Here is a 25771-nt window from a genome sequence, read left to right as displayed (position 1 = left end):
CGGCCTCCGGTCGGTAACAACGCACACTGGGGGCAACTTCGGTTCGGAACGCGGGCTGGACTCGCAGTCTGACCGAGGGCCTGACAAGCGGTGATTTCCAGATGGCCGATGTCTGACCGGATCACGGGGCTGTAGCGCGCGCAATATGATCTCGGTACCAGTGGTAGCTGGCACGGGGCGTGCGCCGCTGGTCGGTGTAGTCCACATGAACCAATCCGAAGCGCGGCCGGTACCCGTGCGCCCATTCGAAGTTGTCCAGCAGCGACCAGCAGAAGTAGCCGTGCAGGTCGACACCGGCCTGCACCGCCCGCTCGGCGGCCTCGATGTGGTTGCGCAGGAACGCGATACGGTCCTGATCGTCGAATCCGCCCGCCGGATCCGGGGCGTCGAGATACACGCAGCCGTTCTCGGTCACATACATCGGCGGCAGGTCCGGATACTGCTCGTGCAGCGTCAGCAGCGCCTCGGTCAGCCCCTCGGGTTCGACCGGCCAGCCCATGGCGGTACGCCCGACATCCGGCAGGCGGGTGGTATCCACTCCGATATCGGCGATGGTCCGCCGTGCGGAATCGGCTTCGGTGTGGGGCGCGGCGGCGGTGTGCAGGCGGTAGTAGTAGTTGACGCCCAGATAGTCCAGCGGCTGCCCGATCACCGCGAGATCGCCGTCGTGGCGGAAGCCGAAATCCGAGACACCCTCGAACATGCGCTCCAGTTCGGCCGGATAGGACCGGGCGAACAGCGGATCGGTGAACTGCCGCCGCAGCAGGGTGTCCATCCGCTCGGCCGCGGCCCGGTCGGCGCCCGAGCTGGACACCGGCACCGTCGGCGACTGATTCAGCACGATCCCGAATTGCTGTTCCGGACGGGCGGATTCGCGCATCCGGCGCACGGCCAGGCCGTGCGCCAACAGCAGATGATGCGCCGCGGCCAGCGCGCCGTGGCCCTCCCGGGCGCCGGGTGCGTGCCGGCCTTCTCCGTATCCGGCGATCGCGCACGGGTAGGGTTCGTTCATCGTCGTCCAGAAGTCCACGCCCGCACCGAGTTCCCGGTGCACCAGCGCGGCGTAGTCGGCGAACCGGTGCGCGGTGTCGCGCACCCGCCAGCCGCCCGCGTCCTCCAGGGTCTGGGGTAGATCCCAGTGGTAGAGGGTGAGGAACGGTTCGATCCCGCGCTCGCGCAGCCGGTCTATCAGGCGCCGGTAGAAATCGAGTCCGCGCACCCGCGCCGGGCCGCGGCCGTCGGGCTGGATGCGGGGCCAGGCCACCGAGAACCGGTAGGCGTCCACGCCGAGCCCGCTCAGCAGGTCGATGTCCTGGGCCCAGCGGCGATAGTGGTCGGCGGCAGGTTCCCCGGTGTCGCCGCCCGCGACGCGGCCCGGTTGTGCGGCGAAGTGGTCCCAGATCGACTCGCCGCGACCGTCGGCGCGGGTGGCGCCTTCGATCTGGTAAGCGGAAGTGGCTACGCCCCAACGGAAATTCGGCCGGAAGCCGCTGGTGTGCATGATTCTCCTGTCGGGAAGGAGCTCCGTTTCACCCCGGGGCGCGTGCGGTACTGGCGCGGACGGTCAGGGTGGGCGGAAGCAGAGTAGAGGGAGCGACCGGTTCGCCGACCAGCAGGCCGACGAGCAGATCGACAGCGCGCTCACCGACCTCGGCGGCGGGGATGGTGATATTGGTGACCGGGACGACCGGGTGTTCGGCGATGTCGTCAGGGCAGAGGGCGACCACGGACAGATCGCCGGGGACCTGTCGCCCGCGGGCGGCGAAGGCCACCATCAGCGGCTCCAGGATCGGCTCGTTGTGCACCACGAGCCCGGTCAGGCCGGGCTGTTCGGCCAGGAGCTGATCGACCAGCCGCCGGGCCGCCTCCACCGTCGGCGCGCACGCCGAGACCGTCGCGGTCATGCCGTGCGCGCGGGCGGCGGCCTGGAAGCCCTCGGAAACCCGGGGCGCGAACGCGGTTTCGCGGGCGTACACCTCCGGCGGCGAGCCGACCATGGCGATGTTGCGATGCCCGAGGCTCGCCAGGTGCTCGGCGCACGCCGCGCCCGCGGCCCGGAAATCCAGGTCGATGCAGGTCAGCCCCTCCGGATCGGCCGGAAAGCCGATCAGCACGCTGGGCAGGCCGATGGTGCGCAGCAGCGGCAGCCGGGCGTCGCGCAACTCCACGTCCATCACGATCAGCCCGTCGGCGATCGAGCCGTTCATCACCCGGCGCAACCCCTGTTCGCCCTCCTCCTGGGTGAGCAGCAGCAGGTCGTAATCGTGGTGGCGTGCCGCGGTGGCGGCCGCGACCGCGAACTGCATGACCACGGGCACACCGACATTGGCGCGCAGCGGAATCATCAGGGCCAGAATGTTGGACCGCTTGCCCGCCAGCGCCCGGGCACCGGCGTGTGGCCGGTACCCGAGTTCCGCGATGGCCTCCTGCACGCGCTGCCGGGTGGCCGCGGAGATGGCCCGCTTGCCGCTGAGCACATAGGACACCGTGCTCGGTGAGACACCCGCACGCTGCGCCACCTCGGCGATCTTGACCAAACGACACCCCGTTCTCGGTGCTGACGCCGAAGTTTATCCCGCGCGTGCCGCTCGTCATCGCGGCGCCCGTACCGACACTGACGGCCCGGTCGCCCGCACGAGCAGCCCTTGTTCATCGGGTTCGGCTGTGCCACCCGCTATCTCGGCCGCCGAGTGGGCGCCGATCAGCAGCACCCGCCAGCCGCCGTCCGGGCCGCTGACCCGCACCTCGGTACCGGAGTGCGTGGTGTGGAATTCCACCGCGTCGGTGCCCGACGGAATCGAGGTGCGGATGTCCGCGCCCGCGGCGAGCTGGTAGGCGTGCAAGGTGACATCCGCGGCGTGGTCGTAGTCGGGCCGATCATCGACGGCGCCGACCGGGATGACCGCGCCCTGCCGCACCAGCAGCGGAATGCTCATCGCGGAATGGGTTTCCCGGATCCAGCGACCGCCGACCACCTTTTCCCCGGTCAGGAATCGGGTCCAGAGGCCTTCGGGCAGGTAGTAGGTCACCGTCCCGTCGGTGCTCAGCACGGGGGCGACCAGCAGGTCCGGGCCCAGCATGTACTGCCGGTCGAGGTAGGTGCAGGCCGGATCGTCCAGGAACTCGAGCACCATGGCGCGCATCATCGGCCAGCCGTGCGCGTGTGCCTGTTCGGCCACCCCCGCCAGATAGGGCATCAGGCGCAGCTTCAACTTGGTGAAGAACCGCAGCACCTCCACCGATTCGTCGTCGAAGGCCCACGGCACCCGGAACGAGTCGCTGCCGTGCAGGCGGCTGTGGCTCGACAGCAGCCCGAAGGCGATCCACCGCTTGAACAGTTCCGGATCGGGCAGGCCCTCGAAGCCGCCGATATCGTGGCTCCAGTAGCCGAACCCGGACATGCCCAGCGACAGTCCGCCGCGCAGGCTCTCGGCCATGGCGGGGAAGCTCGATTCGCAGTCACCGCCCCAGTGCACCGGATATTGTTGCCCGCCCACGGTGGCGCTGCGCGCGAACACGACCGCCTGCCCCTCGCCGCGCCGCTTGCGCAGCAGCTCGAACACGGTCTGGTTGTAGAGCTGGGTGTAGTAGTTGTGCATGCGCTCGGGATCGGAGCCGTCGTGGTAGACGACATCGGTGGGGATCCGCTCGCCGAAATCGGTTTTGAAGCAGTCCACGCCCATATCCAGCAGCGCCGACAGCTTGTCCGTATACCATTGCCGCGCTTCAGGATTGGTGAAGTCGACGATGGCCAGGCCGGGCTGCCAAAGATCCCACTGCCACACCGAGCCGTCGGGCCGCCGCAGCAGATAGCCGCGCTCGCGGCCCTCCTCGAACATGGGGGAGCGCTGCCCGATATACGGATTGATCCACAGGCTGACCCGCACGCCCCGGGCCGCGAGTCGCTTCAGCATGGCCGCCGGATCCGGGAAAACCCGGCTGTCCCAGGTCAAGTCGCACCAATTGAATTCGCGCATCCAGAAGCAGTCGAAGTGGAACACGCTCAGCGGCAGGTCGCGTTCGGCCATGCCGTCGAGGAAGCCGTTGACGGTCTGCTCGTCATAGGAGGTGGTGAACGAGGTGGACAGCCACAGCCCGTAGGACCAGGCGGGCAGGCGTGGCGGCCGGCCGGTGAGCGCGGTGTACTTGCTCAGGATCTCCTTGGGCGTGGGCCCGTAGATCAGCAGGTACTCCAATTCTTCTCCGGCAACACTGAATTGGAGCCGCTCGACCGATTCCGAGCCGAGCTCGAAGGAGACCTTGCCCGGATGGTTCACGAAGATGCCGTATCCAGCGTCGGTGAGCAGGAACGGCACATTCTTGTACGCCTGTTCGCTGGCGGTGCCACCGTCGGCGTTCCAGATGTCCACCTCCTGGCCGTTTTTCACCAGCGGTCCGAAGCGTTCACCCAACCCGTAGACGTGCGTGCCGACCCCGAGATCGAGCTGTTCGCGCAGGAATCGGCCGTCCGGAGTATCCAGCAGCGCAAGGGCTTTCACGCCGCTGCCGGTCAAAACCCGGCCGTCGGCCTCGAAGTCCATGCGCCAAGCGGCGCGGTCGAAGCGCACGGTCAGCGCGCCGGAGGTCAGCGTCGGGGCCTCCGGATCGATGTGTGCCACCCCGTCCGGCTCGGCGTGCACCTCGAAGTGTGGCCCGCGGTCGATACCGCCGCTGAAATGGGTGACCCGCACGCTGATCACGTCGGCGAGCGGCGCCGAACAGGTGAGCGTGAGCAGCGGTCCCTTCAACGTGTCGCCGCGCTCGCGGATCGGCCGGACCGGCGCGTATACCGTGAGTTCGCCGTCCGCACAGGCGGTGTCGTAGACCTCGGCCGGGTAAGACGCCTGGACACCGGGCCGCATCAGCCAGTAGCCATCGGTGAATTTCATGGGTTACTTCAGAGCTCCTACGGTGATTCCGCGCGACAGCGTGCGCTGGAAGAGAAGGAAGAACACGACGGCGGGCAGCAGGCCCAGCAGCGCCGAGGCACTGGTCATGGTGGCGTCCATGGTCTTCTCGCCCTGCACCACCGCCAGCGCCACCGGGACGGTCAGGTTCTCGCTCGAGACCAGCAGGACCATGGGCATGAACAGTTCGTTCCAGGTCCAGATGAAGAAGAACACGAACAACACCAGCAGCGTCGGGCGGCTGACCGGCACAACAACCCGCCACAGCACCGCCCACTTGCCCGCGCCGTCGATCTGCGCGGCCTCCACCAGCTCGCGCGGGAAGGTGCCCAGCACGGAGGTGAAAAGGTAAGTGCCGAAGGCGCTTTGGACGACGGTGAAGATGATGATCACCGCCCACTCGGAATCGTAGAGACCCAGCTCCTTGGCCGCGTAGTAGATCGGGTAGATCAGCCCCTCCTGCGGCAGCGTGTTGACGATCAGGAAGGCCGCGACGATCCAGGTGCGGCCGCGCACCCGCCCGATGCCGAGTGCGTAGGCGTTGAGGATGGTCAGCACCACCGCACCCACCGACACCAGCGTGGCGATCAGCACGCTGTTCCACAGCACCTGCCCGAAGTCCACGCGGTTCCAGAAGGTGGTCAGGCCATCGGTATTGAGCCCGTGCGGCAGGGAGAGCGGGCCCCCGCTCGCGTACTCCTCCGGTGTCTTGAAGGCGTTGATCACCACGATCGCGAACGGCAGCAGCATGACCACCGCGAGCGCGGCCAGCATGGTGAGCAGCGCCCAGCCGGAGAACTCGCGCCGCGCGCGCGGCGCGGACCCGGTCTTCTCGGTGTCCGGTTCTCGCATGTCGAGCAAGCTCACAGGTCCTCACCTCGCTGCTGCACACGCATGAAAACCACGGTCAGTGCCAGGATCAGCAGGACCAGGATGGTCGAAATGGTCGAGCCATAGCCGACATCGAGCTTCTCGAAGTATTCGACATAGGCGTAGTAGGACGGCACATTGGTCGACCCGCCCGGCCCACCCCGGGTCAGCACGAAAATCGGCGCGAAGACCTTCAGCGAGGCGATGCTGGAAGTCAGCAGCACCACGGCGATTTCGGGCCGGATCTGCGGGATCGTGATGTGCCAGAGCTTGCGTCCCCAGCCCGCACCGTCGAGATCGGCGGCCTCGTAGAGTGACGGATCGACCCGCTGCATACCGGACAGGAAGATCACCACCGGATATCCCAGCTGGAACCAGACGAGCACACCCATGACCGCCCACAGCGCCCACTTCGGGTCACCGAGCCAATCTTGGGCCAGCCCTTCCAGTCCCACCGCCGTCAGCGCGGCGTCGAGCGCGCCGCCGGTGGTCTGCGGCATCAGGATCCAGCTCCACACGATGCCCACCACGGCCATCGGCAGAACCTGAGGGAGGTAGATGCACGCGCGCAGCACGCTCGCGGTCCGTGGACCGAACTTGGCGGCGATCACCTCGCCGAGCCCGAAAGCCAGCATCAGGCCCAGACCGGTGGGAATGATCGCCATCGCGACCAGCAGGCCCACATTGTGCTGGAACGAGGACCAGAATTCGCTGTCGCCCAACAGCTTCGAGTAGTTGTCCAGTCCGATGAAACGCGGTGTGGTCACCCCGTCCCAGGCGGTGAACGAGATCGCCAGGTTGGCCAGGAACGGGACACCGATCACCGCCGCCGACAACAGTGCGCCGGGGACCATGAACGGGGCATAGGAACGGATACGTAAACCTGTCATGCAGTGCAATGCCTTTCGACGCCGGCGCTGGGATCAGCGGTTGGGGAGATTGGCGTCGTAGGCCTTCTGCAGGTCCGATTGGACCTGATCGGGCGAGGCGGTTCCGCTGATGAGTTTCTGGACCTGCGAGGAGAACACGTCGTAGAAGCCGGCGGCGGGCCAGTCCGGGTAGTAGGCGAGCCCGTCGTTTGCGCTCATCTGGGCGAAGGTCTTGGCCAGCTGCTGCGATTTCGGGTCGGTGATGGCCGCCGGGTCGGCCGCGATCGGCACGCCGCCGTTGTTGCCCAACAGGTTCTGGATCTGCTTGCGCATGGTCAAGTCGATGAATTCCGTGGCCAGATCGGTCTTCTTGGACTTCTTCGGGACGATCCACAGGTTGCCGCCGGAGCCGGGGTAGAGCTTGCTGCCCGGGAAGGCGAAGGTGTCCCAGTCGAAGGTGATCTCCTTCTGGAAACGTCCGAACCACCAGGTGCCGGACATGATCATCGGATACTTCTGCTGTTCGAAGGCGTTTCCGGCGTCCTCGGCCTTGAGCCCCGCCGAATCCTTGGCGATGTAGCCCTTCTTCACCCAGTCGGAGAAGGTGTTGAAGGCGTAGGACCACGCCGCGTCGTGGAAGTCGGCCTTGGTGGTGTAGCGCTGGTAGGAGTCCACCCAGGCGCGGTCGGCCTTGGTCAGCGCCAGCTGGTAAATGTACTGGTGCCCAATGTATTCCGATCCCGCGTTGGCCAGTGGCGTGACGCCCTTGGCCAGGAAGGCGTCCATCGCGCGCATCAGGTCGTCGAAGGTGGCCGGAATCGGGATGCCGTGCTTGGCGAAGAGGCTCTTGTTGTAGTAGATCAGCCCGAATTCGCCGTAGCTCGGAATGCCGTACCAGTTGCCGCTACCCATCACGCCCTTGTCGTCGTAGCGACCGGGGACGCCCAGGGACGCCGGCAACAGCTTGTCCCAGCCGTACTTCTGCGCCGCCGGGGTGAGATCGGTGAGCAGTCCCTTGCGCGCGAGCAGCCCCGCGGTGCCATTGCCCTTCGGGTTCTCCATCACATCGGGCGCGTCCGAAGAGTTCAGGATCATCGGGCCGGTCTTCTGGATCTGTTCGAAGCCCTTGCGCTCGAACTTGACCGTGAGGTCCGGGTGGGCGGCCTGGAAGTCCTTGATCGCCTGATCCCACGCGACCCCCATCGCGCTGTTGGCGGCCTCGTAGTGCCAGATCTTGAAAACCTTGTCGTCCGACGCTTTTCCGCTGCATGCGGTGAGCGCCAGTGCGCCGGCCAGAAGTCCAGCCAGCGCCGCCATGACCTTGCTCATTTGTGAATCCTTTGCACCATTGCGAGTAGCTGCTATCGAAGCGCTTCGACAGAAGCTAGCATCTGGTGACCTAGGCCACAATGCGTCGATCGAGAATGGGCGGGTAGCGAAGAACTCGGTGAAAGCAATTGTGATGGGCCCGCGCCACTCCCGCGCAGCGACCGGTTCCGGCGCAGGTGCGGCTGCCGCACCCGCTTCAGCCGGCGAGACCCGATGATGACAGCGACTTTCTCATCGCCGCACTGGTTTTCGACGCGTGCGACCAAGCCGAATGTGGCTCCGCGGCTGGCATCGGCGTGGCGGCAGCTCGATGGCCGGCACCGGTGGCGGTTCACCATCGCGTCCGGCGCGGCCTTCCACGACGGCTCGCCGGTGCGCGCCGGCGATGTGGTGTGGCGCACTGCGCCAGTTGCGTGAGATCCCCGGGGAGACAAAGGTTCCGGTGGCCACCGCCGACGCGATCGCCGAGGACAGGCCGGACGCCGTCATCGTCACCACCGCGCGACACCCAATCGCGATCTGCCCTTGTTGCTGCCTGGATCGAGGGTGACGCTACCGCGGTCCTCGGACAGATGGATCGCCAGTTGCGGAACTCGGAAGAGAGGTTGACCGATGCGAATCGAAAAATTCCGAACCGTATTCCCCTCACGGACCGAGATTCGTCCCGCGATGCCGAGATCGCGGTTCAGCCAGTAATTGAGCAGGGCACCACCGAAGGGTTGCCGGTGCCGTTGTCCGCTCACGTCACCAAGGAACCCCGCGCACTATGTAGTGGCGGCCGGCGCCGCGCGAAGGCCGGGGCGCGGATTCGGCCAGCCGCGTGAATCTGCAGTCGTCGAGTTCCGCTGCGACCGTGTGGGGTCGGCACAGGTCTGTCCACCGAGCGATCCGGGATGGATGCGACCCCACCGCACAGCCCTACGAAACCTGGCAGGCCGCGGTGTCCATTACCGTCTTCGTAGCTCCTGGACGGGGTTATGGTCGCGAGACCCGGTATGACTACTTGCCTTTGTCTCTCGCATGATGAGGGACTGCGAGTGGCACAGGCGTATGCCGTGTTGTGCGGCATCGATGTTGGCAAGGGGCGAGCACGACGCCGTCGGGCTGAAGGTGGACGGAAAGTGCCTGTACGACAAGGTATTACTCAGCGATGAAGCCACACTGCGAGAGGTGTTCGACAAGTTGGCCGCCCACGGTCCGTTGTTGATCGTGGTCGATCAGCCGAACACGATCGGCGCGTTGCCGGTCATCGTGGCCCGTGCCTGCGGGCACGAGGTGGCCTATCTGCCCGCCCTGTCGATGTGCAGAATCGCCCTGCGAGGCCACCCGCACCACTTACCGGATTCGCGGGCCGGTCACCAGCATTCATCCCGCAATGGAACGGGAACCCACGCCAGGCGCCTACTACGAGCGCAAACGCGCCTGAGGAAAGAAGCACAACGCCGCCTTCATCTGCCTGGCCTGACGGCGCTGCGACGTCTTCTACGCCATGCTGAAGACCAAGCAGCCCTGCATATTCCAGTCTCCGCTACCGCTTGACCGGAACCAACGGAACCCCGATCGGGGGGTGAACAAAATCCGACAGATGTGAAAGGCTCGGCCGATGGAACAGCGTGTACTCGGCCGCACCGGCCGGAAGGTTTCGGAGATCGGACTGGGCACCTGGCAACTGGGCGCCGACTGGGGCGAGGTCCAGGAGGAGGACGCCCTGGGCGTCCTGGACGCGGCGGTGGACGCCGGGGTCACCTTCCTGGACACCGCGGACGTCTACGGCGACGGCCGCAGCGAGCAGCTGATCGGCGGCTTCCTGCGCCGGCGCCCGGCCGCGGACCTGTTGGTGGCCACCAAGTTCGGCCGCCGCCTGGAGCAGTTGCCCGAGCACTACAACCTCGCGAACTTCCGTTCCTGGAGTGACCGGTCCCGGCACAATCTCGGGGTAGACCGGCTGGACCTGGTCCAGCTGCACTGTCCACCGACCCCGGTCTACTCGTCGGACGAGGTCTTCGACGCGCTCGACACCCTGGTCTCCGAGGATCGGATCGCCGCTTACGGGGTCAGCGTGGAGACGTGCGCCGAGGCGCTGACGGCGATCGCCAGGCCGGGTGTCGCCAGCGTCCAGATCATCCTCAACCCGTTCCGCCTGAAGCCCCTGGACGAGGTGCTCCCCGCTGCGCGCGCCGCCGGCGTGGGCATCATCGCCCGGGTGCCGCTCGCCTCCGGCCTTCTCTCCGGGCGCTACACCAAGGAGACCCGCTTCCCGGCGGCGGACCACCGGACATACAACCGCGACGGTTCGGCGTTCGACCAGGGCGAGACCTTCTCCGGCGTCGATTTCGCCAAGGGTGTCGAGGCGGCCGTCGAGTTCGCGGCCCTGGCCCCGGACGGTGCGACCCCGGCCCAGACCGCGCTGCGCTGGATCCTCCAGCAGCCCGGCGTCACCACGGTGATCCCCGGCGCCCGGTCTCCCGAGCAGGCACGGGCCAACGCGGCGGCGGCCGACGTGGCGCCGCTGCCGGAGCAGACCCTGGCGGCGGTCCAAGACCTGTACGATCGGCGGCTGCGCGCTCAGGTGCACGGCCGCTGGTAGCAGCTTATGGGGGATGGAAAGTCATTTCTAACCGAAGCTACTGGGGCACAGTCCCTTCCGTTACGATCTCCGATGTCGCCGACTCGCAGCAGCTCACGGTGAGGTGTCACCTGATCCTGCATTACATCGACGGTCGCATGGGGACCGAGCTGCGGCGGGCGCAACTCGTCCCCTCGGCGACCCGAAGCGCTACCGACAACCGACTTCACCCGACATCATCACCAGCGACAACATCGATTGTGTGAGCCGCGTGGACCTACGGCCGTCGAATTCGGCTGCGGTGGCACGGCATACGCGGGTGCCGCGACCGGCATTCCGCTGGGCGCCACTGTGGTCTGGTGCTGACTGGTGGGATCACCGCGATTGCGGCCGTAAGGAAGGCTTTTCGCCCTAGTGCGAAAATCACACCGGCGCAGCCGAATTCGTCGATGTACTATTACCCGGCGGTGGGCCGCTGTGATCACCCGATGGTGGGCGCCCGCTCGATCCGCATCGCGGCGCGGGCGTCGCCCATCACCGAGACTCCGATGTGGACAACGTTATTGGCATGGCGACTGCTGACCGTCACCGCGTCTCCGGCACGAATCGGTTTCTCGTACTCGACAATCGTCCGGTATGGACTTGCCCTAAGCTTGTTCTTTAACCTCCAGATCGGTCGCGTTGGTAGAGGGCTGTGAGTCGCTTGACGGTTTTGCCGACGTCGTAGCGGGTGGCGCGGCGGCGATTTCGTTGTCCGCGTGGGCGCCCGGGACCGGCTCGGGTAGGTTTCGGTGCGCTGGCGGGACAGCCGATGGTGGCGCGCAGGTTCCGAAAGCCCCGGCGGACCCGGGCCGGGGTGAGTCGATGTGGCGCAACGGGTTTCTCCCAGCGGTGGCGCAAGTCGGCAGCGAGCGGGCGCGCGAGCCGCAGCTGGGTGTGGGCGGCAATGATGAGCCAGGTCCAGCGGTCGGCGGCTTCGGGAGTCCGGAGTTTGGGGCGAGTCCAGCCCAGGGTCTGTTTGAACAGGCGGAAGGTGTGTTCCAGGTCGAAACGGCGCAGGAACGCCTGCCAGGTCCGATCGACGTCCTCGGCGGTCGCGTCTGTCTTGGATGACCACAACCAAATCGGTGGCGCAGCACGGTTCTTGGACAGATGCTCGACCTCGAGACGGATCAGAGTGCCCTCGAATACCGGTAGCGGGTCGTCGTGCTCGATCCAGGCTGCCCGGCGGGTCAACCGCGGGTGGACCCGATCCCAGGCCTGCGCGCTGGCCTTGCCGTAGTTGGCGGTCGCGGTGATCGTGGCGACCGCCGGTCGCGGCCAGGACTGCGGGTCGGCGAAACGGAACTCCGGCCCGTGCATAGGCGGACGGCCGTTGGTGCCGGGCAGTCGGACCGGTTTCGGCAGTCGCATCACTCGATCCGAACGCAGCCTGCCGACCATTTCGACCGGTAGGTCGCGCAGCATCCACCCCAGTCGGCAGACGTCGTAGCCGGCGTCTGCGACGATCACGATGTCCGGGTCACCAGGCCGCCACTGACCTGCGGAGATCAGCCGATCAACGACCTCACGCAACTGGGTCGCCGTGACCGCAGCCGCATCATCTGCCGGACCCAGGCGCACCGCGTCCAGGATCTGTGTCCACGAACTTCCGCCGGGTTCGAGCGCGGCCACGAACGAATACGGCCAGCCCGGAATGAACTGCGACGCCGATTTCGCGCGCCCGTACACGTGGCAGAACAACCGTTCCGGTGAACACGCCGCGTCCGACCGCAACCATGCCGATACGTCCACCGCCAGCACGAGGCGACCGTCACCGAATCTAGGTAACTCGATGCTGGACAACACATTCCGCAACCGCCGCATATCTATCCGGCCGTCGTTGAGACCGTCGTAGAGCGCCCCGTGCCCGCGGCGGTGCTCCGGAGTCAACGTCAGCTCCACTACCGACCGCACCGCGCCTTGGGCGCAGAGCACCGCGTCGGCGAGCTCGAACAACTCATCGCCCCGCGCGGTCAGACACGCGTAGAACTCGCCGCGCATCCGCTCCAGTTCCCTCAACGCTTCCCCTGCGTCACTGCCGACCGGCAGACTCATCTCAGGCCTTCGTCTCGATCACTGCATCCTTGGTCGGAGCACATGATCAGACGAAGGCCGCCCTCTTGTCCGCCGAAACCTCAACTAAGCCAAGCGGTCTGGAACCGAAACAGGCAAAACAAGTCGATAGGAAGTCATCACGGTGGGCCGATAACTACTTTCCATGATGGAAAGTATCCGCTACGCTTTCCATCATGGAAAGTAATGAGCAGGGGGCGGCGTACACGCCTGAACAGGCGCGACGGGCTCTGGAAGAGGTATCAGCGGCCCGGGATCGACTGGTCGAGCGAGCAGCGATCCCGTGGTGGTACCACCTGGGTATCGCGGCGGGGATCGGCATCGCGATCTCCTCCTTCAGCATGGGACACGATCTCCCATCCTCGCTGGTGCCAGCAGGTTTCATCCTGGTGCCCTTCGCGCTGGGTTGGCTGGTGAGCAAGAAGACCGGTGTCGGACTCGACTTCCACCGCACCACCCCGAGCGTGCTCGCACCCTCATGGAAGTGGATCGGTTGTGTCGTGCTGTTCGTGCTTGTCGGCGCGGTGCTGCAGTGGGGATTCGACCTGCGATGGGCCATGGCGACGGCCGGGTTGGCGGTTTTCGGGCTTACATTGATCTACTCGCCACGCATCATGGCGGCGATGCTAGAGGATCTTCGCGCGGGGAGGACCAGCCGCTGATGGCACCTGCTGAGCCCGCATTCGACGAGATCGTCCATCCACCCAATCGCTTGAAATTGTGTGCCATGCTGGCCACGGCAGATCTCGTCGAATTCGCCGTCGCGCGAGAGGTTCTCGACATCAGCGACTCGGTACTCAGCAAACAGGTCAAGATCTTGAGGGACGCCGGATACGTGCGGGTCGCCAAGAAAACGCGCGATGCCCGGCCCCAGACCTGGATCGGGCTGACGAAGACTGGACGCGCCGCACTGAACGGGCACCTGGCGGCACTGCGGAAAATCGCTGAACAGGCCCAGCGCGGATAGCTGGTCAGCCACAGGCAGGTCGAACTCCCGCTCGGGCAACCAGCCACCGCAACGCGATTCGGTGTCCGGTCAGCTCAACCGAGCCTGGTTGTTCGACCTGTCAGGTCGGGTTAAAGAACAAGCTAAGTGCCTGTGAACAAACTGCTCATCTTGCCGCTGTAGCGCCCTGATCTGGGGAATCTGTTGGGGCACTGTTGTTGTGGTGGCTTGCGGCTTATGGTCGGATCGGGGCGGAGTCGACGTGGAGGCGGCGATGGTGTCCTGGCGTGAGGAGCTGGCCCGGCGCGAGACCGCGGCGGCGGAGCAGGTCGAGGGCCTGCGCCAGCAGATCGCGGAGCTGACCGAGCAGTTGGAGGTGGCCGAACAGTTGTTGTCGCGGCTGGCGATCACTCGGGAAACGATGGCCGAGATCCTCGCCGACGCCGACGAGCCGGCCCCGGTTCCGAATTCCCGCTCGCCGATCGGGGCGACGCTGGTTCCGCAACGAATGCCCGGGATGGACGCGGCGACGGCGCTGCCGGAGGACTACGGCGAGATCATGGCGGTGCTGGCCGAAGCCGAACACGGTTTGCGGGCCGGGCAGGTCGCCGCCGAGCTGGGAATACCGACGATCGACCGATCGAAGGTGGAAGGGTTGCGGTCGAAACTGAAACGTCTGGTCGCGCGGGGCTGGCTGGATCAGGAGCCTGCCGGAGTGTTCACGATCGCCAATGATGCTGGCGTAGTGGGTGATTGACAGTCCGTGTCGGGATCGAGCAGCGGTTTCACCGCCGACCCGGCACTGGCCACTCGCAGTGGGGCGGGACCTGGTGGTAGCACCAACAATCACCACAACCGTTGCACCCCACGAGATCCCGCCATGTCGTTCTACTCTCCAACCCTCATCGTTGGCACCCCCGCGACCGAGAATCCCTGCACCTGCGCGGCGTGTGTCTTCGGGCGCGCCACCCGCCACCCAGCACGGGCTCGTTACCGAGCGGGCCGTGCAGCCAGCCGTTGACGTTGCTGTCGTACAGATCCAGGCGGTCACGTTCCCGCAGGCGACGCAGGTAGCGGACCGGGATCCCGAGCTTGTCGGCGACCTGTCCATCGGCCGCGGCCGTCGGCTGATACAGGCCGTCGACACAGGTGACACCACGTTCGTCGACCACGGGGGAGACGCCGAACAACTCGATCATCCCGGTATTCGAGCGCAGCGATTGCGCCGATGCCACCACATCGACCTTGGCGGCCTGCTGCCGCTCGAGCAACGGCACCAACTCCTGCAGGGACAAATGACGGGAAGTGAAAGAAGCGGACATGGAATGCTCCTGTCTCCGAAGGCATTTCGAAGAGTGGTTGGACAAGCGAGCCTGAGAAGGCGTCGCGGACATGTGGTTTCAGAACTGGATGTGCTCTCGCACGGCCGCTGCCAGTGTTGACGCCGTCGTGACCTCGGTGCGTGCCTGGTCGAGCCGCCGAGTTGCGATGTGCAGGCGCATGGACGCCAGGTCGTGGGCGTGGACCGCGCGCTGCAGACGGTGCAGCGCCAGGTCGTGCCGGTGGTGTGCCACCCGGACATCGGTGAGGAAATGCATCGCAATCGCCTGCAGCACACGGTCCATGGCGATCTGAATGTGCTGGGGCTGACTGCCGAGCAGGTGACCCAGATCGGTGACCAGACGACCAGGCTCACCCAATATCAGTGCAGGGCTGCCCTGGTCATGGCCCGACCAATTCGGGTGGAAGGACACCGAGGCCACAGGGGCAGCCATCCACCGTCCGCCCACGGTGAGCCCGCAGAACTGGAATGCGACCATCGGTCGCGGCTCGAGGTGCTCGCCGACTGAGGCGGTGTGCTCGGCGATTTCGACCAACACGGTTCCCTCGGCCGGGACGTCCTCGGTGGCTCGGAGGGTGTACTCGCCGCGAAGATCGAGCGGGCCATCGCTGGCGCGCTGAATGAAATCGGGAATCGGCATCGCAATGTAATCCTTTCCTGGACAACAGATATGAACAGCAGACAGACTTGAAAGCTGCAATCGGGCACCGCCGGCAAGGCGGGGCAAGGCTCTTGCTCGGGTCAGTCGCGTCCGGCCGACCGCTCCGGCCACACCGCGAGGAGTTGGCCGGAGAGCAGATCCGTAATCTCGATCGAATCGACGGATTCGTCGTGCGCCGCGTTGTGGGCGACGATGCCGGCCGGCGTCGGCGTGTGTTTCCGGCACGCGTGCGCCGTGGTCTTATGCGGAAACATCGACCCGCACACGGTGATACGGACATCAGCGATAACGCCTTGGCCGTGATGCTCGCCAAGCTCGCACCAAGCGGGCAGCGGGATCCGCGTCGTATCGCCCACGGACAAGCGCCGTGGCTGGTCAAGCGATGTCCAATCCACCAGCTGCGATCGCGACGTACTACCGAAAAGGCTTGTGGCAGAAGCCTGCTGAGCTCAGCGGCTTCGCGCTTGGTTAGTCGCTTGGCGGTCGTTATCCAGACTTCGTCTCCGGTGTAGCGAACCTGCACCGGAGACTCGGCTCCGGTGGGAGTCGGGGAGCGAATTTCCATGCGTGAACTCCTGTAGGACAGGGTGATTGGATGAATGTCGGACGGGACCTTGTGGGCGGCATCGGCTCCAGGTGCTCGTGGAGATCGGCTGGCATCGGCCCGACGACATGCCGATGCCAGCCGACAACTGGAGGCCGCCTCGTAGCAAGGAGGTGACCGATTGAATGCGTGGGCCGACGATCACCAGCAGCGGTGATCGAGAGGGCTGAGCTCGGTGGCGATCCAGCCTTTTCGGTGACGTTCCAACCGGCCCGCCATCGCCATCGCCCGAGCTGTTTCGCCATGGGACGTAACCCAGACCGTCGCACAGAACTCGACTGCACCCTCGGCGCACTGGCAGCCGTGCACCGAATGCAGGCGGTACCGCCCGAGTGCGCAGTGCGTCCGTGTCACCAGCGCCGACAGCAGCCGCGCAGTCACCATGCCGCGCAGCTGAGTCGCGGACCGGCGGTGGTTGAACACCTCGACCACCAGCACCAACAAATGCAGCAACTGCTGGCGCACCAGCTCGGCGGAGTCGGAGTCCGCAGGTTCAGACCGAAGCAGGCACCACGGCGGCATCGGTGTCGGCGAACGACTCGGTGCCGATGTCGCCACGTCACGACTGAACGTGGAACGGTCGGTCATTGCGAGGCGCTGTCCGGAGTCAGCCCGGACCGCGACGCAGGCGTCTCGCCCTTCTCGGACGGTGGTCGGGACAGGCCGTGGACGATTTCGTCGGCGCTGGTCGCCAATTGCGCCAATCCGTCGGCTATGAAGCGGTGGCATCCGGCCGACGCGGCGGAGGTGATCGGGCCCGGGACCGCGAATCCCGGTCGGTCGAAGCGTTGGGCCCACCGCAGCGTCGACGCCGTTCCCGATCGCACCCCGGCCTCCACGGCCACGACCGCGCTCGACAGCGCCGCGAGCAGCCGATTCCGATCGAGGTAGGCGAAGCGAACCGGCCGCGAGCCAGGCGGGTGCTCGCTGACCACCACACCCTGCGCGGCGATATTGTCCAGCAGCTGCTTGTGTGCACTCGGATAGGCCAAGTCCAGCCCGCATGGAAGGACCGCCACCGTCACCCCGCCTGCGGCCAGCGCACTCGTATGCGCCCGTGCCTCGATGCCGTACCCGGCACCCGCCACGATCGCCCATCGGCGGCTGCACAGATCACCGGCCAACTGCGCGGCAACGTGATCGCCGTAGCTGGTACTGGCTCGCGTCCCGGTGAGGGTGATCGCCCGCGTCGCGATCTCCCGTAACGAGCCCGCCCCACGCACCCATAGCGCCAACGGCGGCACATCGCCGGGATTCGACGAACCAGACGGCAGACACGACAACAACTCCCGCGGCCACTCATCATCGTCGGGAGTCACCAACCGGCCACCACGCCGCTCGATCCGGTCGAGATCCCGTGCCGCAGCCTCGAAACCGCCACTCAACTCCACCCGCGCCCGCAGCACCGGATCCGGTACAGCACCCGACCGCAGCGCAGCGGCCGCCTCGACCGCGCCCAGACGACCAACCAGCTCGAACAACGTGATCGACGGACCGCATGCCGTCCGCGCCAGCAATGCCCACGAGAGGCGCTCGATCCTCGAGACGGTCATTTCGCCACCTCCACCGGCGAATCCGGCAGCGAAACACCGATATCGACGCGCAGCACGGCCGCAGAATCGATCCCGCACCGCACGAGCCGCTCGAGCTTGTCAGGAGGAACCGCCGCCCGCAACGCCATATCGAGCAGGTGCGCCATCCGATGCTCAGGATCAGCATCCAACGCGGCTTCCACCGCAACTCCCGCCAGAGTGCCGTAGCCGCGACGATAGGCACTGAATGCCAACAACATCGCGGCCTCAGCGCGGTCCGGTCCGGTCAACGACCTCGCCAACGTCAGCCACACCTGTTCGGCCGCAACCGAATACACACCGGCGGTGACGCCGAACATCGTGTCGCGCACAGTCTTATCGCGCAATCCCACCGCGAGCGCGGCCAGCGCCCGAGGTGCCGGATACTGACCCACAGCCATCTTCTTGATCACGTCGATCGCCCGCCACAACACGGCGCGCGTGTAGGCATCCGGGTTGTCGATCTGCAGTGCGCGCACGAAGCGCCGGTGGGCGTCCGCGGCCGCCTCCGGCAGGACCTGCGCCACCGATTCCCGCAGGATCTCGTCGGTGGCAACGAGATCCACCAGTTCAGACCGCGACCGGTAGAGCGTGCAGGCTTCCTCGACCACCCGCCGCACCGCCACCAGCGACGCGCTCGGATCAGGAAGTCGGCCCTGCACGTAGGGATGATCCAGATTCCACCAGGGCGCACCGCTCTTGATCGTGGTCACACCCCACGCGGTGGCGAGCCGAATACCGAACTCGGCCAACTCCCGTTCCAGTAAGACGATCAGATCCCGATGCGGGCGATGAGCACGCGCACCGGGACACGCCGCGGCCGCGACCCGGTCATCAACCACAACCGCGACCGCGGAAACGATCTCACGCCCGCGACAAGCTCGCGCGACCTGCGACACCAGCGGAATATCCGGGCCGCGTTCGCGCTGCGGCAGGTTGACACGGATCGCCGCGTGAACGTAGTTCCTGCCTCTTTCCGGGGCACGCTTGAGAGTCACCATGACCAGCGAGCGTTCCGGGACAAAACCGAGCATCGCGGGAATCCCGGCAATCAAATCGCCAGGGCCATCGATAGTGATTTCCGACAGCACAGAAGGCTCCTTCGTTACGAAGAAAACCCCACAGACGCAACGCACCACCGAATCAACTCGATCGCGCCGCGCCCTTCGGGGCGGTGGGCGCAACGCGTAAACACCGGCGGCGGACAAGGGCGGTCAAGCCGCGCCACCGACATCAGCGGCAGCCATGCGCCGGTCGGCCCCGTCGTTCCGTACTCGACGCGGCTTGACCGCCCGCGCCGCCGGTGTAGCGTGCGCCCGCCCACCGCCCCGAAGGCGTAGGCGCGTCATTCGGAACGCGGGCCACCTACACAGCAAATTCAGTAGCCCGTCTGAGAACCGCTGTGCCTCGGCGATAGTGATCGAGCTGAGGTTTGGTGGCAGACTTGTGTGTTGTGACAGGCAGTGGGGAGGCTGTGGCACTGAAGCTGGGCTTGAGTCTGGTTGGCCCAGTTAGTAAATGGCTGAGGTTGAAGTTCTCACCGGGGCTCTCGCCGGGCGAGATGATCAAGGCTGCCGAGCTTCTGGCCTACAAGGTCAAGCTCAGCGAGAGCCGACTGAGAAACCAGCTTCGGGCTGGTGAGGGGCCGGAGATCCCGCTGGAACTATGTGCTTCCGATGGCTCGGCGATCAGGTTCGAGACGCTCGCAGCGAGATTCGAAAGCATGGAACATGCGCGGCGATTGGTTGTTTTGGGTGAGGCCGGTGGCGGCAAGACATGTACACTGAACCAACTCGTTCTTTCTCTGCTCGAGTGGCGGGCAGGAAACCCTGATTCATCACGGGCCATGGTTCCGGTTCCGGTACGTGTGAGCCCTTCGGGTTGGGACGGTAGCCAACCGTTTTCGAAATGGCTTGCTGGTCAACTGACCTTCGAGTATCAGGTCCCTTGGAAGCTCGCATACGGCCTGGTCAGGAATGGTCACATTCTTCCGGTGCTGGATGGTATGGATGACATGGATTCGGCGGACGATGAGCCTGACCGTGCGCGCGAGGCTTTCCGCCGATTGCGTACGAAGGCTCCTTGGAGCAACCGACCGGTGGTTATCGCATGTCGGACGAACGTCTACGAGCAGATCGTGCGGAGCTCAGGGCCGGTATTGTCCGGTGCGGATATTTTGGTAGTGCAGGCCTTGACCGCCGACGGCATTTGGTCCTACCTGGACCGGTACCGCGAGCGGTGTCATATTGCGCCAGAGGTCTTTTCGCCGCTGGTGGAGGAGGTGATCGAACAACCGGATGGCCCGATCACGGAATTGCTCAAGACGCCCTTGATGCTGGGTATGGCTGCTGTGTTGCTTCACCGTGACGGGGAACAGGCCGCCATCGACCTTGCGAAGACCAGCGAGACGGAGGACGGCCAGGACCTGCTTCTCAGGTCGCTCATACCGCTTGCAGTCACAGGATCCGATGAGAACGACCGCGCCGCACCACCTTCCGAGGCCGCGGCAGGCCTTTGGCTGAGCGCACTTGCGCGTCACATCGAGCAACAACGTGTCCGAGGCCGCGAGGCAACTGGTTTCACGCTGGATCAGGTATGGCGCTTGGCGGGAATCCGGGCCTGCCTGGCCGTCCACGCGGGATTTTCGGTTCTGGCCGCCGGTGCGGTACTTGGGCTTCTCATGATGTTGGGTCGTGCAAACGCGCTCACAGTCCTCATTTTTGCCCTCGTTATCGCCCCTGTCCTCCTTACCGGGTATGGGGTTGATTCCGGGAAGCAATCCCCTTTACCTGGCTTTCGAGGGATTTCGGAACGATTCGCTTGGCGTGTTCCGGACCGCTCCCGGTGGCCCCGCGCGTTGCGGGGCAGTGCCCTCATCGGTGGGAGCGCCCTGGTGGTCTTCGCTCTGATGACGGCGTTGGCGGGCATATTCGGACCGTCCGCATCGGTAAGCGTTTACCTCGCCGTGTACGCCGTTCTGGCTGGAATCGCTGGCGCCTTCGCAGCGATCACGGGCATCATCGTCGGATTTTCGACGACCTTCGAAGAGCGAATGATACTCGGCCAAAGTGAGCAGCGAACGATTCGCGACGGCCAAATGTCGGCCCTATGGTCGGGTCTTGCGGCCTTTACTCTCTTCGGTGGGTTTGGGTTGGCCGCAGCACTCCTCATCCCAGGCAGCCGGTACGGCTCTGCGGATGTGGTGCGGGTGGCCCTGAGCTGTGGAATCTGGGCCGGGTTCTTTGCCTGGTACTCAATCGGATTCGCGGGCCAACGACATCTCGCTGCGTCGATGATCTTCAAGATGAGCGGTGAGTTTTCCAGCCGGCCGTCTGAATTTCTGGACTGGGCGCGACGAGCAGGGATACTGCGGGCCAACGGAATCGCGTACGAATTCCGCCATCTGATGTTCCAGCAATGGCTGGCCGAGGATCGGACGGGGCCCAGGGCGTAGAAATGCTAAGTACCAGACGGGACACTGCGGCTCTTGCTCGTCGGCAAGACTGTGGCCGTAGGTCGGCACGGCCTGCCGGTGACGTCGGTCGAGATGGCTTCGAGTAAGGTCCGGGTGTCAATCAGTACATGCGACCGATTTGGCGATTACCCGGATGCCCCAGATCCCCCGCACGAGGGTCTGGGGCATCAGGTCGTTCACTACGCGACCGAGCGCAGGTGCTTGGCCAATTTCTTTGCTGCCTTGTTCAGACGTGAGTGGTCCGGGCGGATGTAGCGCTCAGTTACGCGTGAGTCGGCATGTCCTGCGATCTGTTGCAGCCGGTGTAAGGGCACGCCGGCGTCGGCCATCCAGGTCAATCCCGTGTGGCGCAGGGTGTGTCGGACCAAGTGGTCGTATCCCAGCTCTGTGACGACCTTGTCCCAGTGCGTACGTGTCCGGAGTCCTCCGGTGGTGATCCGCCCACCTTGCGGGCCTATGAACAGGCGGGCGTCCGGCTTTTGTCCGCGTGCTGCAATGCGTTTCGCCACCATCGGACGGATCTGCTCGATGATGGGGACATAGCGGGCACGGTTTCCCTTCGTGCCTTTGTCGATCAATCCGCCTGGGCCGGATGTGGTCTGACGCCGCACGGTCCAGATCCAATTCGCGGTATCGATGTCGCCGACCAGGCAGCCGGAGACCTCGCCGATACGGGCTGCGGTACAGGCGGTGAACATGACGACCTCGCCCCATCCGTAGTAATGCTCGAACGAGGCGCCGACCAGGGCGTCGCACAGTTCGACCAGTGCTTGCCAGTTCGGAATCGCGAGTGCGCGTGGATCTTCGAGCTCGTCTTCGATCTGCTTGTAGAGCGACTGCCAGCCGCGGACTCGTGCGGGGTTCAGATCCACCAGGCCGTCACGGCGGGCCTGTTCCATGACCCGTACGAGGACGGCGAGGGTGTTCTTGATGGTCGACTTGCCGCAGCCCTGTTCTTCTATCCACTCGACGACAGCGCGGTCGACAATGCCGTTGGTGATGGCTGGAATCGACAAGTGCCCCAGTGTCGGGACTACCCGTTTGCGCCAGCCGCAGAGATACGGATCCTTGGTCTTGCCTTCGAGTCCCCTCAATGCGAGATCCATGTTTTCGGTCCCGTATTGAAGAAGGCTGGCGGTGGCCTGGAATGGATCGAGGCCACGCGCGGAGGCCCGGACGAGGCGATCGATCCAGACTTGCGCCTGTTCTTCGGTCGCGAAGGTCTCCGACTTCGAAGGGCGGTCACCAGTGTGTGGATCGGTCCATCGGACGCGGGCGCGGAATGGCTTGCCCGACTTGGCGCGGTGGAGTACCTCGATATCAGTGGAGAGTTTGATTCCGATGGGTGTCGATACCGAATCAGCCATGACGCGCCACCTCCGTTGAGAGGCAGGCGATCACGCTGCGGGAACGATATGGCGTGCGGCGAGGTATGCCTCGAGATCGCTCTCGGGATACTTTGCGACGCGTTCGGAGATCTGAATGAAGCCAGGCCCCTCGGCGGGCACACTGCGCCGCCACCGACGGACTGTCGAGGCGTCCACCCCGAGAATCCGGGCGACTTCGCCGGTCGTGTACATGTGCTGGCTCAGCAGTGAACGTTCGTGGGCGGCATCGTCCATGGCGAACCCCCTTCCGGTAACTCCCTCGGGCGGGAGATATCAGAAGGATAGGACCCGCTGGAAGCAGCGAGCGATCGCCCGGCAAACCCCATGTGGGATGTGAAAAAGCTGGCCTGAAGAGGCCAGTTCCAGTGAGTCGGATCTCGCCGCCGAAGCGTGCGATGAACCTGTTGAATACACCTGTGCCCGACAGTCCCGTAGGTCCTGCGGATGGTGTTGTGGTCCACAATTGGTCCACAAAAGAGAACCAGGAGGGGCGGAAAACCGCCCCCCACCTGGTCGGGCTGACAGGATTTGAACCTGCGACCACCTGACCCCCAGTCAGGTGCGCTACCAAGCTGCGCCACAGCCCGTGGCATTCGCTCTCGCTCGTGCTCGAGAAGATTACCCCAGGACCCCCCTCAAGTTCCAAATCGGCTGGTTATCGGCGTGTGGCGGGGTGGAAGACGGTTTGCGGGTGGGCGTCAAGGTTGGTCTGGCGCAGGGGAATCCGTGAGGCTGGGAGGGGTCGGGGCTGGACGGTGGAGAGTGCCGGGAGCGCAGCGGGGGTACAGGGCTCACAGCTGACGCATAGGTTCGGTACAGGGTGGTTGGAGGGAGGTGGCTGAGGCTGTAGCGATGTCTGTGTTGACCTCGGGGAATGCGCCCATCGATCGGGCCGGTATGCGTCGGGCCGATGGTGGGGCGGTCAGGGTGCTGGTGGTGGACGATGAGCCGGCGTTGGCCGAGTTGGTGGCGTTGGCGTTGCGGTATGAGGGGTGGGCGGTGGAGACCGCGGGGGATGGGCGGACTGCGGTGGGCAAGGCTCGGGAAATGCGGCCTGATGTGGTGGTTCTTGATCTGATGTTGCCCGATATGACTGGGCTCGAGGTGCTGGATCGGCTTCGGTCGGTGTTGCCGGAGCTGCCGGTGCTGATGCTGACCGCGAAGGATTCGGTGGAGGATCGGATTGCGGGGCTGACGGCGGGTGGGGACGACTACGTGACCAAGCCGTTCAGTATCGAAGAGGTGGTGTTGCGGCTGCGGGCGTTGCTGCGGCGCGCCGGTGTTGCGACCGAGGATGCCGGGTCGCGGCTGGTGGTGGGGGAGCTCGTGCTCGATGAGGACAGTCATGAGGTCAGTCGGGGTGGGGTCGATATTGTGCTGACCTCAACGGAATTCGAATTGTTGCGGCTGTTCATGCGCAACCCGCGGCGGGTGTTGAGTAAGGGTCAAATTCTCGATCAGGTCTGGAGTTATGACTTCGGAGGGCGCTCCAACATCGTGGAGCTGTATGTCTCCTACCTGCGCAAGAAGATCGACAGCGGGCGCGCACCGATGATTCACACTCTGCGAGGTGCGGGCTATGTCCTCAAACCCGCCCACTGATTCGTCGAGCCGCCGCCGCTGGTCGCTGCGGGCTCGGCTGCTGGCGGGGCAGGTGGTGTTGCTGGTGGTTGTGGTGGCGGGAGCGGGGATCACGACCGAGCTTGCGTTGCAGCAGTTTCTGGTGCATCAGGTCGACGTGACGTTGGGGGAGACGGTGAAGCGGGCGTTGGCGGATTCGGGTGGTGGGCCCAGTCTGGGGCCGCGGCCGCCGGATCAGCACGGGGCGCAGGATCAGCACGGTGCGCCGGGGCCGCCACTGCCGCCGATCGGCGAAGATTATGGGCCCGGGCCGGACTTTCTGAATCGGCGCAATATTCAACCGGACACGATCGGCGCGGTGGTCGAGGCCGACAAAACGGTTAGCGCGGCCAGGGCACGGTCCGACGGCACACAGTCGCTGTTGTCGGAGGCGGCCCAAAAGCAGCTCGCCGACGTCGCGACCGGAAAGCCTGTGACCCTGGATATTCCAGGGGAGGGTCACTATCGCGTGGCCGCCGCGACGACCTGGTCGGGTCAGACCGTGATTGCCGGGCTCCCGCTCGCTTCCGTCGACGCCATCCTGATGCGTGTGTTCCTGATTCTCGTGATCGTCACCGCCGCCGTGCTGGGGATCGCGATCTCAGTGGGCATCTGGTTGATCCGGCGCGCGCTCGCACCGCTGGACCGGGTTGCCGCGACCGCCGCTCGAGTCGCCGACCTCAGACTCGATCGCGGTGAAGTGACGCTGCCCGTGCGGGTTTCGTCCGTTGACGCCGATTCGCGCACCGAGGTCGGTCAGCTCGGCGCCGCCGTCAACCGTATGCTCGACCACATCGCCGGCGCGCTGTCGGCTCGCCACGACAGTGAGACCCGGGTGCGGCGGTTCCTGGCCGATGCCAGCCACGAGCTGCGTACCCCGCTGGCCGCCATCCGCGGGTACGCGGAATTGGCGCAGCGGGAACGCGAGGCGGTGCCGGAAGTGGTGGCGCACGCCATGAGCCGGGTCGATTCGGAGTCGCGGCGTATGACCACGCTGGTCGAGGACATGCTGTTGCTGGCCCGGCTGGATGCCGGGCGTGGGTTGGAACAGACTCCGGTGGATCTGACCCAGCTCACCGTAGACGCGGTCGCCGATGCTCATATCGCCGGTCCGGATCTGAAGTGGCAGTTGGAGTTACCGCCCGAGCCGATCGAAATCACCGGCGACGCCGCACGATTGCACCAGGTACTGGCCAATCTTCTTGCCAACGCCCGCGTGCACACCGGCCCGGGCGCCACCGTCACCATCGCCCTGACCGACGACGGTCGAGGCGGGGCACGGTGGCGGGTCACCGACGACGGTCCGGGCATTCCCGCCGAATTGCAGCCGGAGGTCTTCGAGCGCTTCGCGCGCGGTGATTCGTCGCGCTCGCGCCGCGCCGGCAGCACCGGACTCGGATTGGCCATCGTGGCGGCGGTGGTGAAGGCGCACGGCGGTGAGATCAGCGTCGAAAGCGCCCCCGGCCGGACGGAATTCACCGTGCACCTGCCCACCGCCAATTGACGCG

Annotated in this window: 23 protein-coding genes, 1 tRNA gene and 2 pseudogenes; 9 read left to right on the top strand and 17 right to left on the bottom strand. The window is 65.5% G+C overall.

Annotated elements, in window-relative coordinates:
- Positions 1–121: 121 nt before the first annotated feature.
- From ON43_RS40620 to ON43_RS40595, 6 genes are read right to left on the bottom strand one after another with little or no spacing between them, the layout of a single operon-like run.
- Positions 122–1501, bottom strand: coding sequence for a GH1 family beta-glucosidase (locus ON43_RS40620; protein ID WP_040816289.1), 1380 nt, complete (start codon positions 1499–1501; stop codon positions 122–124).
- Positions 1502–1529: 28 nt separating this feature from the next.
- Positions 1530–2537 carry a LacI family DNA-binding transcriptional regulator gene (locus ON43_RS40615; protein WP_040816287.1) on the bottom strand — a complete coding sequence of 336 codons (1008 nt, stop codon included), beginning with the start codon at positions 2535–2537 and terminating at the stop codon, positions 1530–1532.
- 54 nt (positions 2538–2591) lie between these two features.
- On the bottom strand, positions 2592–4889 hold the full coding sequence (gene yicI, locus ON43_RS40610; protein WP_040816285.1) for an alpha-xylosidase: 2298 nt from the start codon (positions 4887–4889) through the stop codon (positions 2592–2594).
- 3 nt (positions 4890–4892) lie between these two features.
- Positions 4893–5774 (bottom strand): carbohydrate ABC transporter permease, encoded by an 882-nt coding sequence (locus ON43_RS40605; protein WP_218003525.1) that lies wholly within the window; start codon positions 5772–5774, stop codon positions 4893–4895.
- Positions 5771–6667 (bottom strand): carbohydrate ABC transporter permease, encoded by an 897-nt coding sequence (locus ON43_RS40600; RefSeq protein WP_040816284.1) that lies wholly within the window; start codon positions 6665–6667, stop codon positions 5771–5773. The genes ON43_RS40605 and ON43_RS40600 overlap by 4 nt, the downstream gene beginning before the upstream one ends.
- A gap of 33 nt (positions 6668–6700) precedes the next feature.
- On the bottom strand, positions 6701–7975 hold the full coding sequence (locus ON43_RS40595) for an ABC transporter substrate-binding protein (RefSeq protein WP_218003523.1): 1275 nt from the start codon (positions 7973–7975) through the stop codon (positions 6701–6703).
- Positions 7976–8188: 213 nt separating this feature from the next.
- Between ON43_RS40595 and ON43_RS47295 the strand changes: the two genes are divergently transcribed.
- Positions 8189–8392, top strand: a complete 204-nt coding sequence (locus ON43_RS47295) for an ABC transporter substrate-binding protein (protein WP_373283537.1) — start codon at positions 8189–8191, stop codon at positions 8390–8392.
- Between the two features lie 119 nt (positions 8393–8511).
- Here the strand turns inward: ON43_RS47295 and ON43_RS40590 are convergent.
- Positions 8512–8697 (bottom strand): annotated as a pseudogene (locus tag ON43_RS40590) (M18 family aminopeptidase); the annotation flags it as partial.
- Between the two features lie 315 nt (positions 8698–9012).
- On the opposite strand from ON43_RS40590, the pseudogene ON43_RS44265 reads away from it, so the two are divergent.
- Both ON43_RS44265 and ON43_RS40585 read left to right on the top strand, forming a co-directional pair.
- Positions 9013–9289: pseudogene (locus ON43_RS44265) on the top strand (IS110 family transposase); the annotation flags it as partial.
- 289 nt (positions 9290–9578) lie between these two features.
- The gene (locus ON43_RS40585; protein WP_040816282.1) at positions 9579–10562 is read left to right on the top strand and encodes an aldo/keto reductase; all 984 of its coding nucleotides are present in this window, start codon (positions 9579–9581) and stop codon (positions 10560–10562) included.
- 639 nt (positions 10563–11201) lie between these two features.
- Here ON43_RS40585 and ON43_RS40580 read toward each other — a convergent pair.
- The gene (locus ON43_RS40580) at positions 11202–12638 is read right to left on the bottom strand and encodes an NF041680 family putative transposase (RefSeq protein ID WP_040816281.1); all 1437 of its coding nucleotides are present in this window, start codon (positions 12636–12638) and stop codon (positions 11202–11204) included.
- A gap of 194 nt (positions 12639–12832) precedes the next feature.
- Between ON43_RS40580 and ON43_RS40575 the strand changes: the two genes are divergently transcribed.
- From ON43_RS40575 to ON43_RS40565, 3 genes are all read left to right on the top strand, one after another.
- Entirely contained in the window at positions 12833–13318 is a 486-nt protein-coding gene (locus ON43_RS40575) for a hypothetical protein (protein WP_040816280.1), read from the top strand.
- Entirely contained in the window at positions 13318–13623 is a 306-nt protein-coding gene (locus ON43_RS40570; protein ID WP_040816279.1) for a transcriptional regulator, read from the top strand. Before ON43_RS40575 ends, ON43_RS40570 begins: the two co-directional genes overlap by 1 nt.
- 253 nt (positions 13624–13876) lie before the next feature.
- Entirely contained in the window at positions 13877–14359 is a 483-nt protein-coding gene (locus ON43_RS40565) for a hypothetical protein (protein ID WP_040816365.1), read from the top strand.
- Positions 14360–14504: 145 nt separating this feature from the next.
- On the opposite strand, the gene ON43_RS40560 is transcribed toward ON43_RS40565, so the two are convergent.
- The 6 genes from ON43_RS40560 to ON43_RS40540 form a co-directional block, all read right to left on the bottom strand.
- Complete coding sequence (locus ON43_RS40560) at positions 14505–14924, bottom strand: hypothetical protein (RefSeq protein ID WP_040816277.1); 420 nt, start codon at positions 14922–14924, stop codon at positions 14505–14507.
- Positions 14925–15002: 78 nt separating this feature from the next.
- Positions 15003–15584 (bottom strand): hypothetical protein, encoded by a 582-nt coding sequence (locus ON43_RS40555; RefSeq protein ID WP_040816275.1) that lies wholly within the window; start codon positions 15582–15584, stop codon positions 15003–15005.
- A 101-nt stretch (positions 15585–15685) separates the two neighbouring features.
- Complete coding sequence (locus ON43_RS45380) at positions 15686–15961, bottom strand: hypothetical protein (RefSeq protein WP_157514434.1); 276 nt, start codon at positions 15959–15961, stop codon at positions 15686–15688.
- Between the two features lie 389 nt (positions 15962–16350).
- Positions 16351–16797 carry an Rv3235 family protein gene (locus tag ON43_RS40550; protein ID WP_157514433.1) on the bottom strand — a complete coding sequence of 149 codons (447 nt, stop codon included), beginning with the start codon at positions 16795–16797 and terminating at the stop codon, positions 16351–16353.
- Positions 16794–17762, bottom strand: a complete 969-nt coding sequence (dprA, locus tag ON43_RS40545; protein WP_051180140.1) for a DNA-processing protein DprA — start codon at positions 17760–17762, stop codon at positions 16794–16796. Before dprA ends, ON43_RS40550 begins: the two co-directional genes overlap by 4 nt.
- The gene (locus ON43_RS40540; RefSeq protein ID WP_157514432.1) at positions 17759–18871 is read right to left on the bottom strand and encodes a DUF4192 domain-containing protein; all 1113 of its coding nucleotides are present in this window, start codon (positions 18869–18871) and stop codon (positions 17759–17761) included. The genes dprA and ON43_RS40540 overlap by 4 nt, the downstream gene beginning before the upstream one ends.
- 383 nt (positions 18872–19254) lie before the next feature.
- On the opposite strand from ON43_RS40540, the gene ON43_RS40535 reads away from it, so the two are divergent.
- Positions 19255–21234: an NACHT domain-containing protein gene (locus ON43_RS40535; RefSeq protein WP_157514431.1), complete on the top strand. Its 1980-nt coding sequence runs from the start codon at positions 19255–19257 to the stop codon at positions 21232–21234.
- 200 nt (positions 21235–21434) lie between these two features.
- Here ON43_RS40535 and ON43_RS40530 read toward each other — a convergent pair whose 3' ends face one another.
- The 3 genes from ON43_RS40530 to ON43_RS40520 form a co-directional block, all read right to left on the bottom strand.
- Complete coding sequence (locus ON43_RS40530) at positions 21435–22622, bottom strand: tyrosine-type recombinase/integrase (RefSeq protein WP_040816268.1); 1188 nt, start codon at positions 22620–22622, stop codon at positions 21435–21437.
- A gap of 30 nt (positions 22623–22652) precedes the next feature.
- Positions 22653–22877, bottom strand: coding sequence for a helix-turn-helix domain-containing protein (locus ON43_RS40525; protein ID WP_051180138.1), 225 nt, complete (start codon positions 22875–22877; stop codon positions 22653–22655).
- Positions 22878–23153: 276 nt separating this feature from the next.
- Positions 23154–23230 (bottom strand) — tRNA-Pro (locus ON43_RS40520).
- Positions 23231–23540: 310 nt separating this feature from the next.
- Between ON43_RS40520 and ON43_RS40515 the strand changes: the two genes are divergently transcribed.
- Together ON43_RS40515 and ON43_RS40510 are read left to right on the top strand one after the other, a co-directional pair.
- Positions 23541–24245, top strand: a complete 705-nt coding sequence (locus ON43_RS40515) for a response regulator transcription factor (RefSeq protein ID WP_040816267.1) — start codon at positions 23541–23543, stop codon at positions 24243–24245.
- Positions 24223–25767, top strand: a complete 1545-nt coding sequence (locus ON43_RS40510; protein ID WP_040816266.1) for a sensor histidine kinase — start codon at positions 24223–24225, stop codon at positions 25765–25767. The genes ON43_RS40515 and ON43_RS40510 overlap by 23 nt, the downstream gene beginning before the upstream one ends.
- Positions 25768–25771: the final 4 nt, after the last annotated feature.

Source organism: Nocardia concava NBRC 100430 (assembly GCF_000308815.1).
In the GTDB taxonomy this organism is placed as follows: domain Bacteria; phylum Actinomycetota; class Actinomycetes; order Mycobacteriales; family Mycobacteriaceae; genus Nocardia; species Nocardia concava.
The sequence above is the reverse complement of the archived record's forward strand: the minus strand, read 5'-3'. Positions and strand labels throughout refer to the sequence as shown.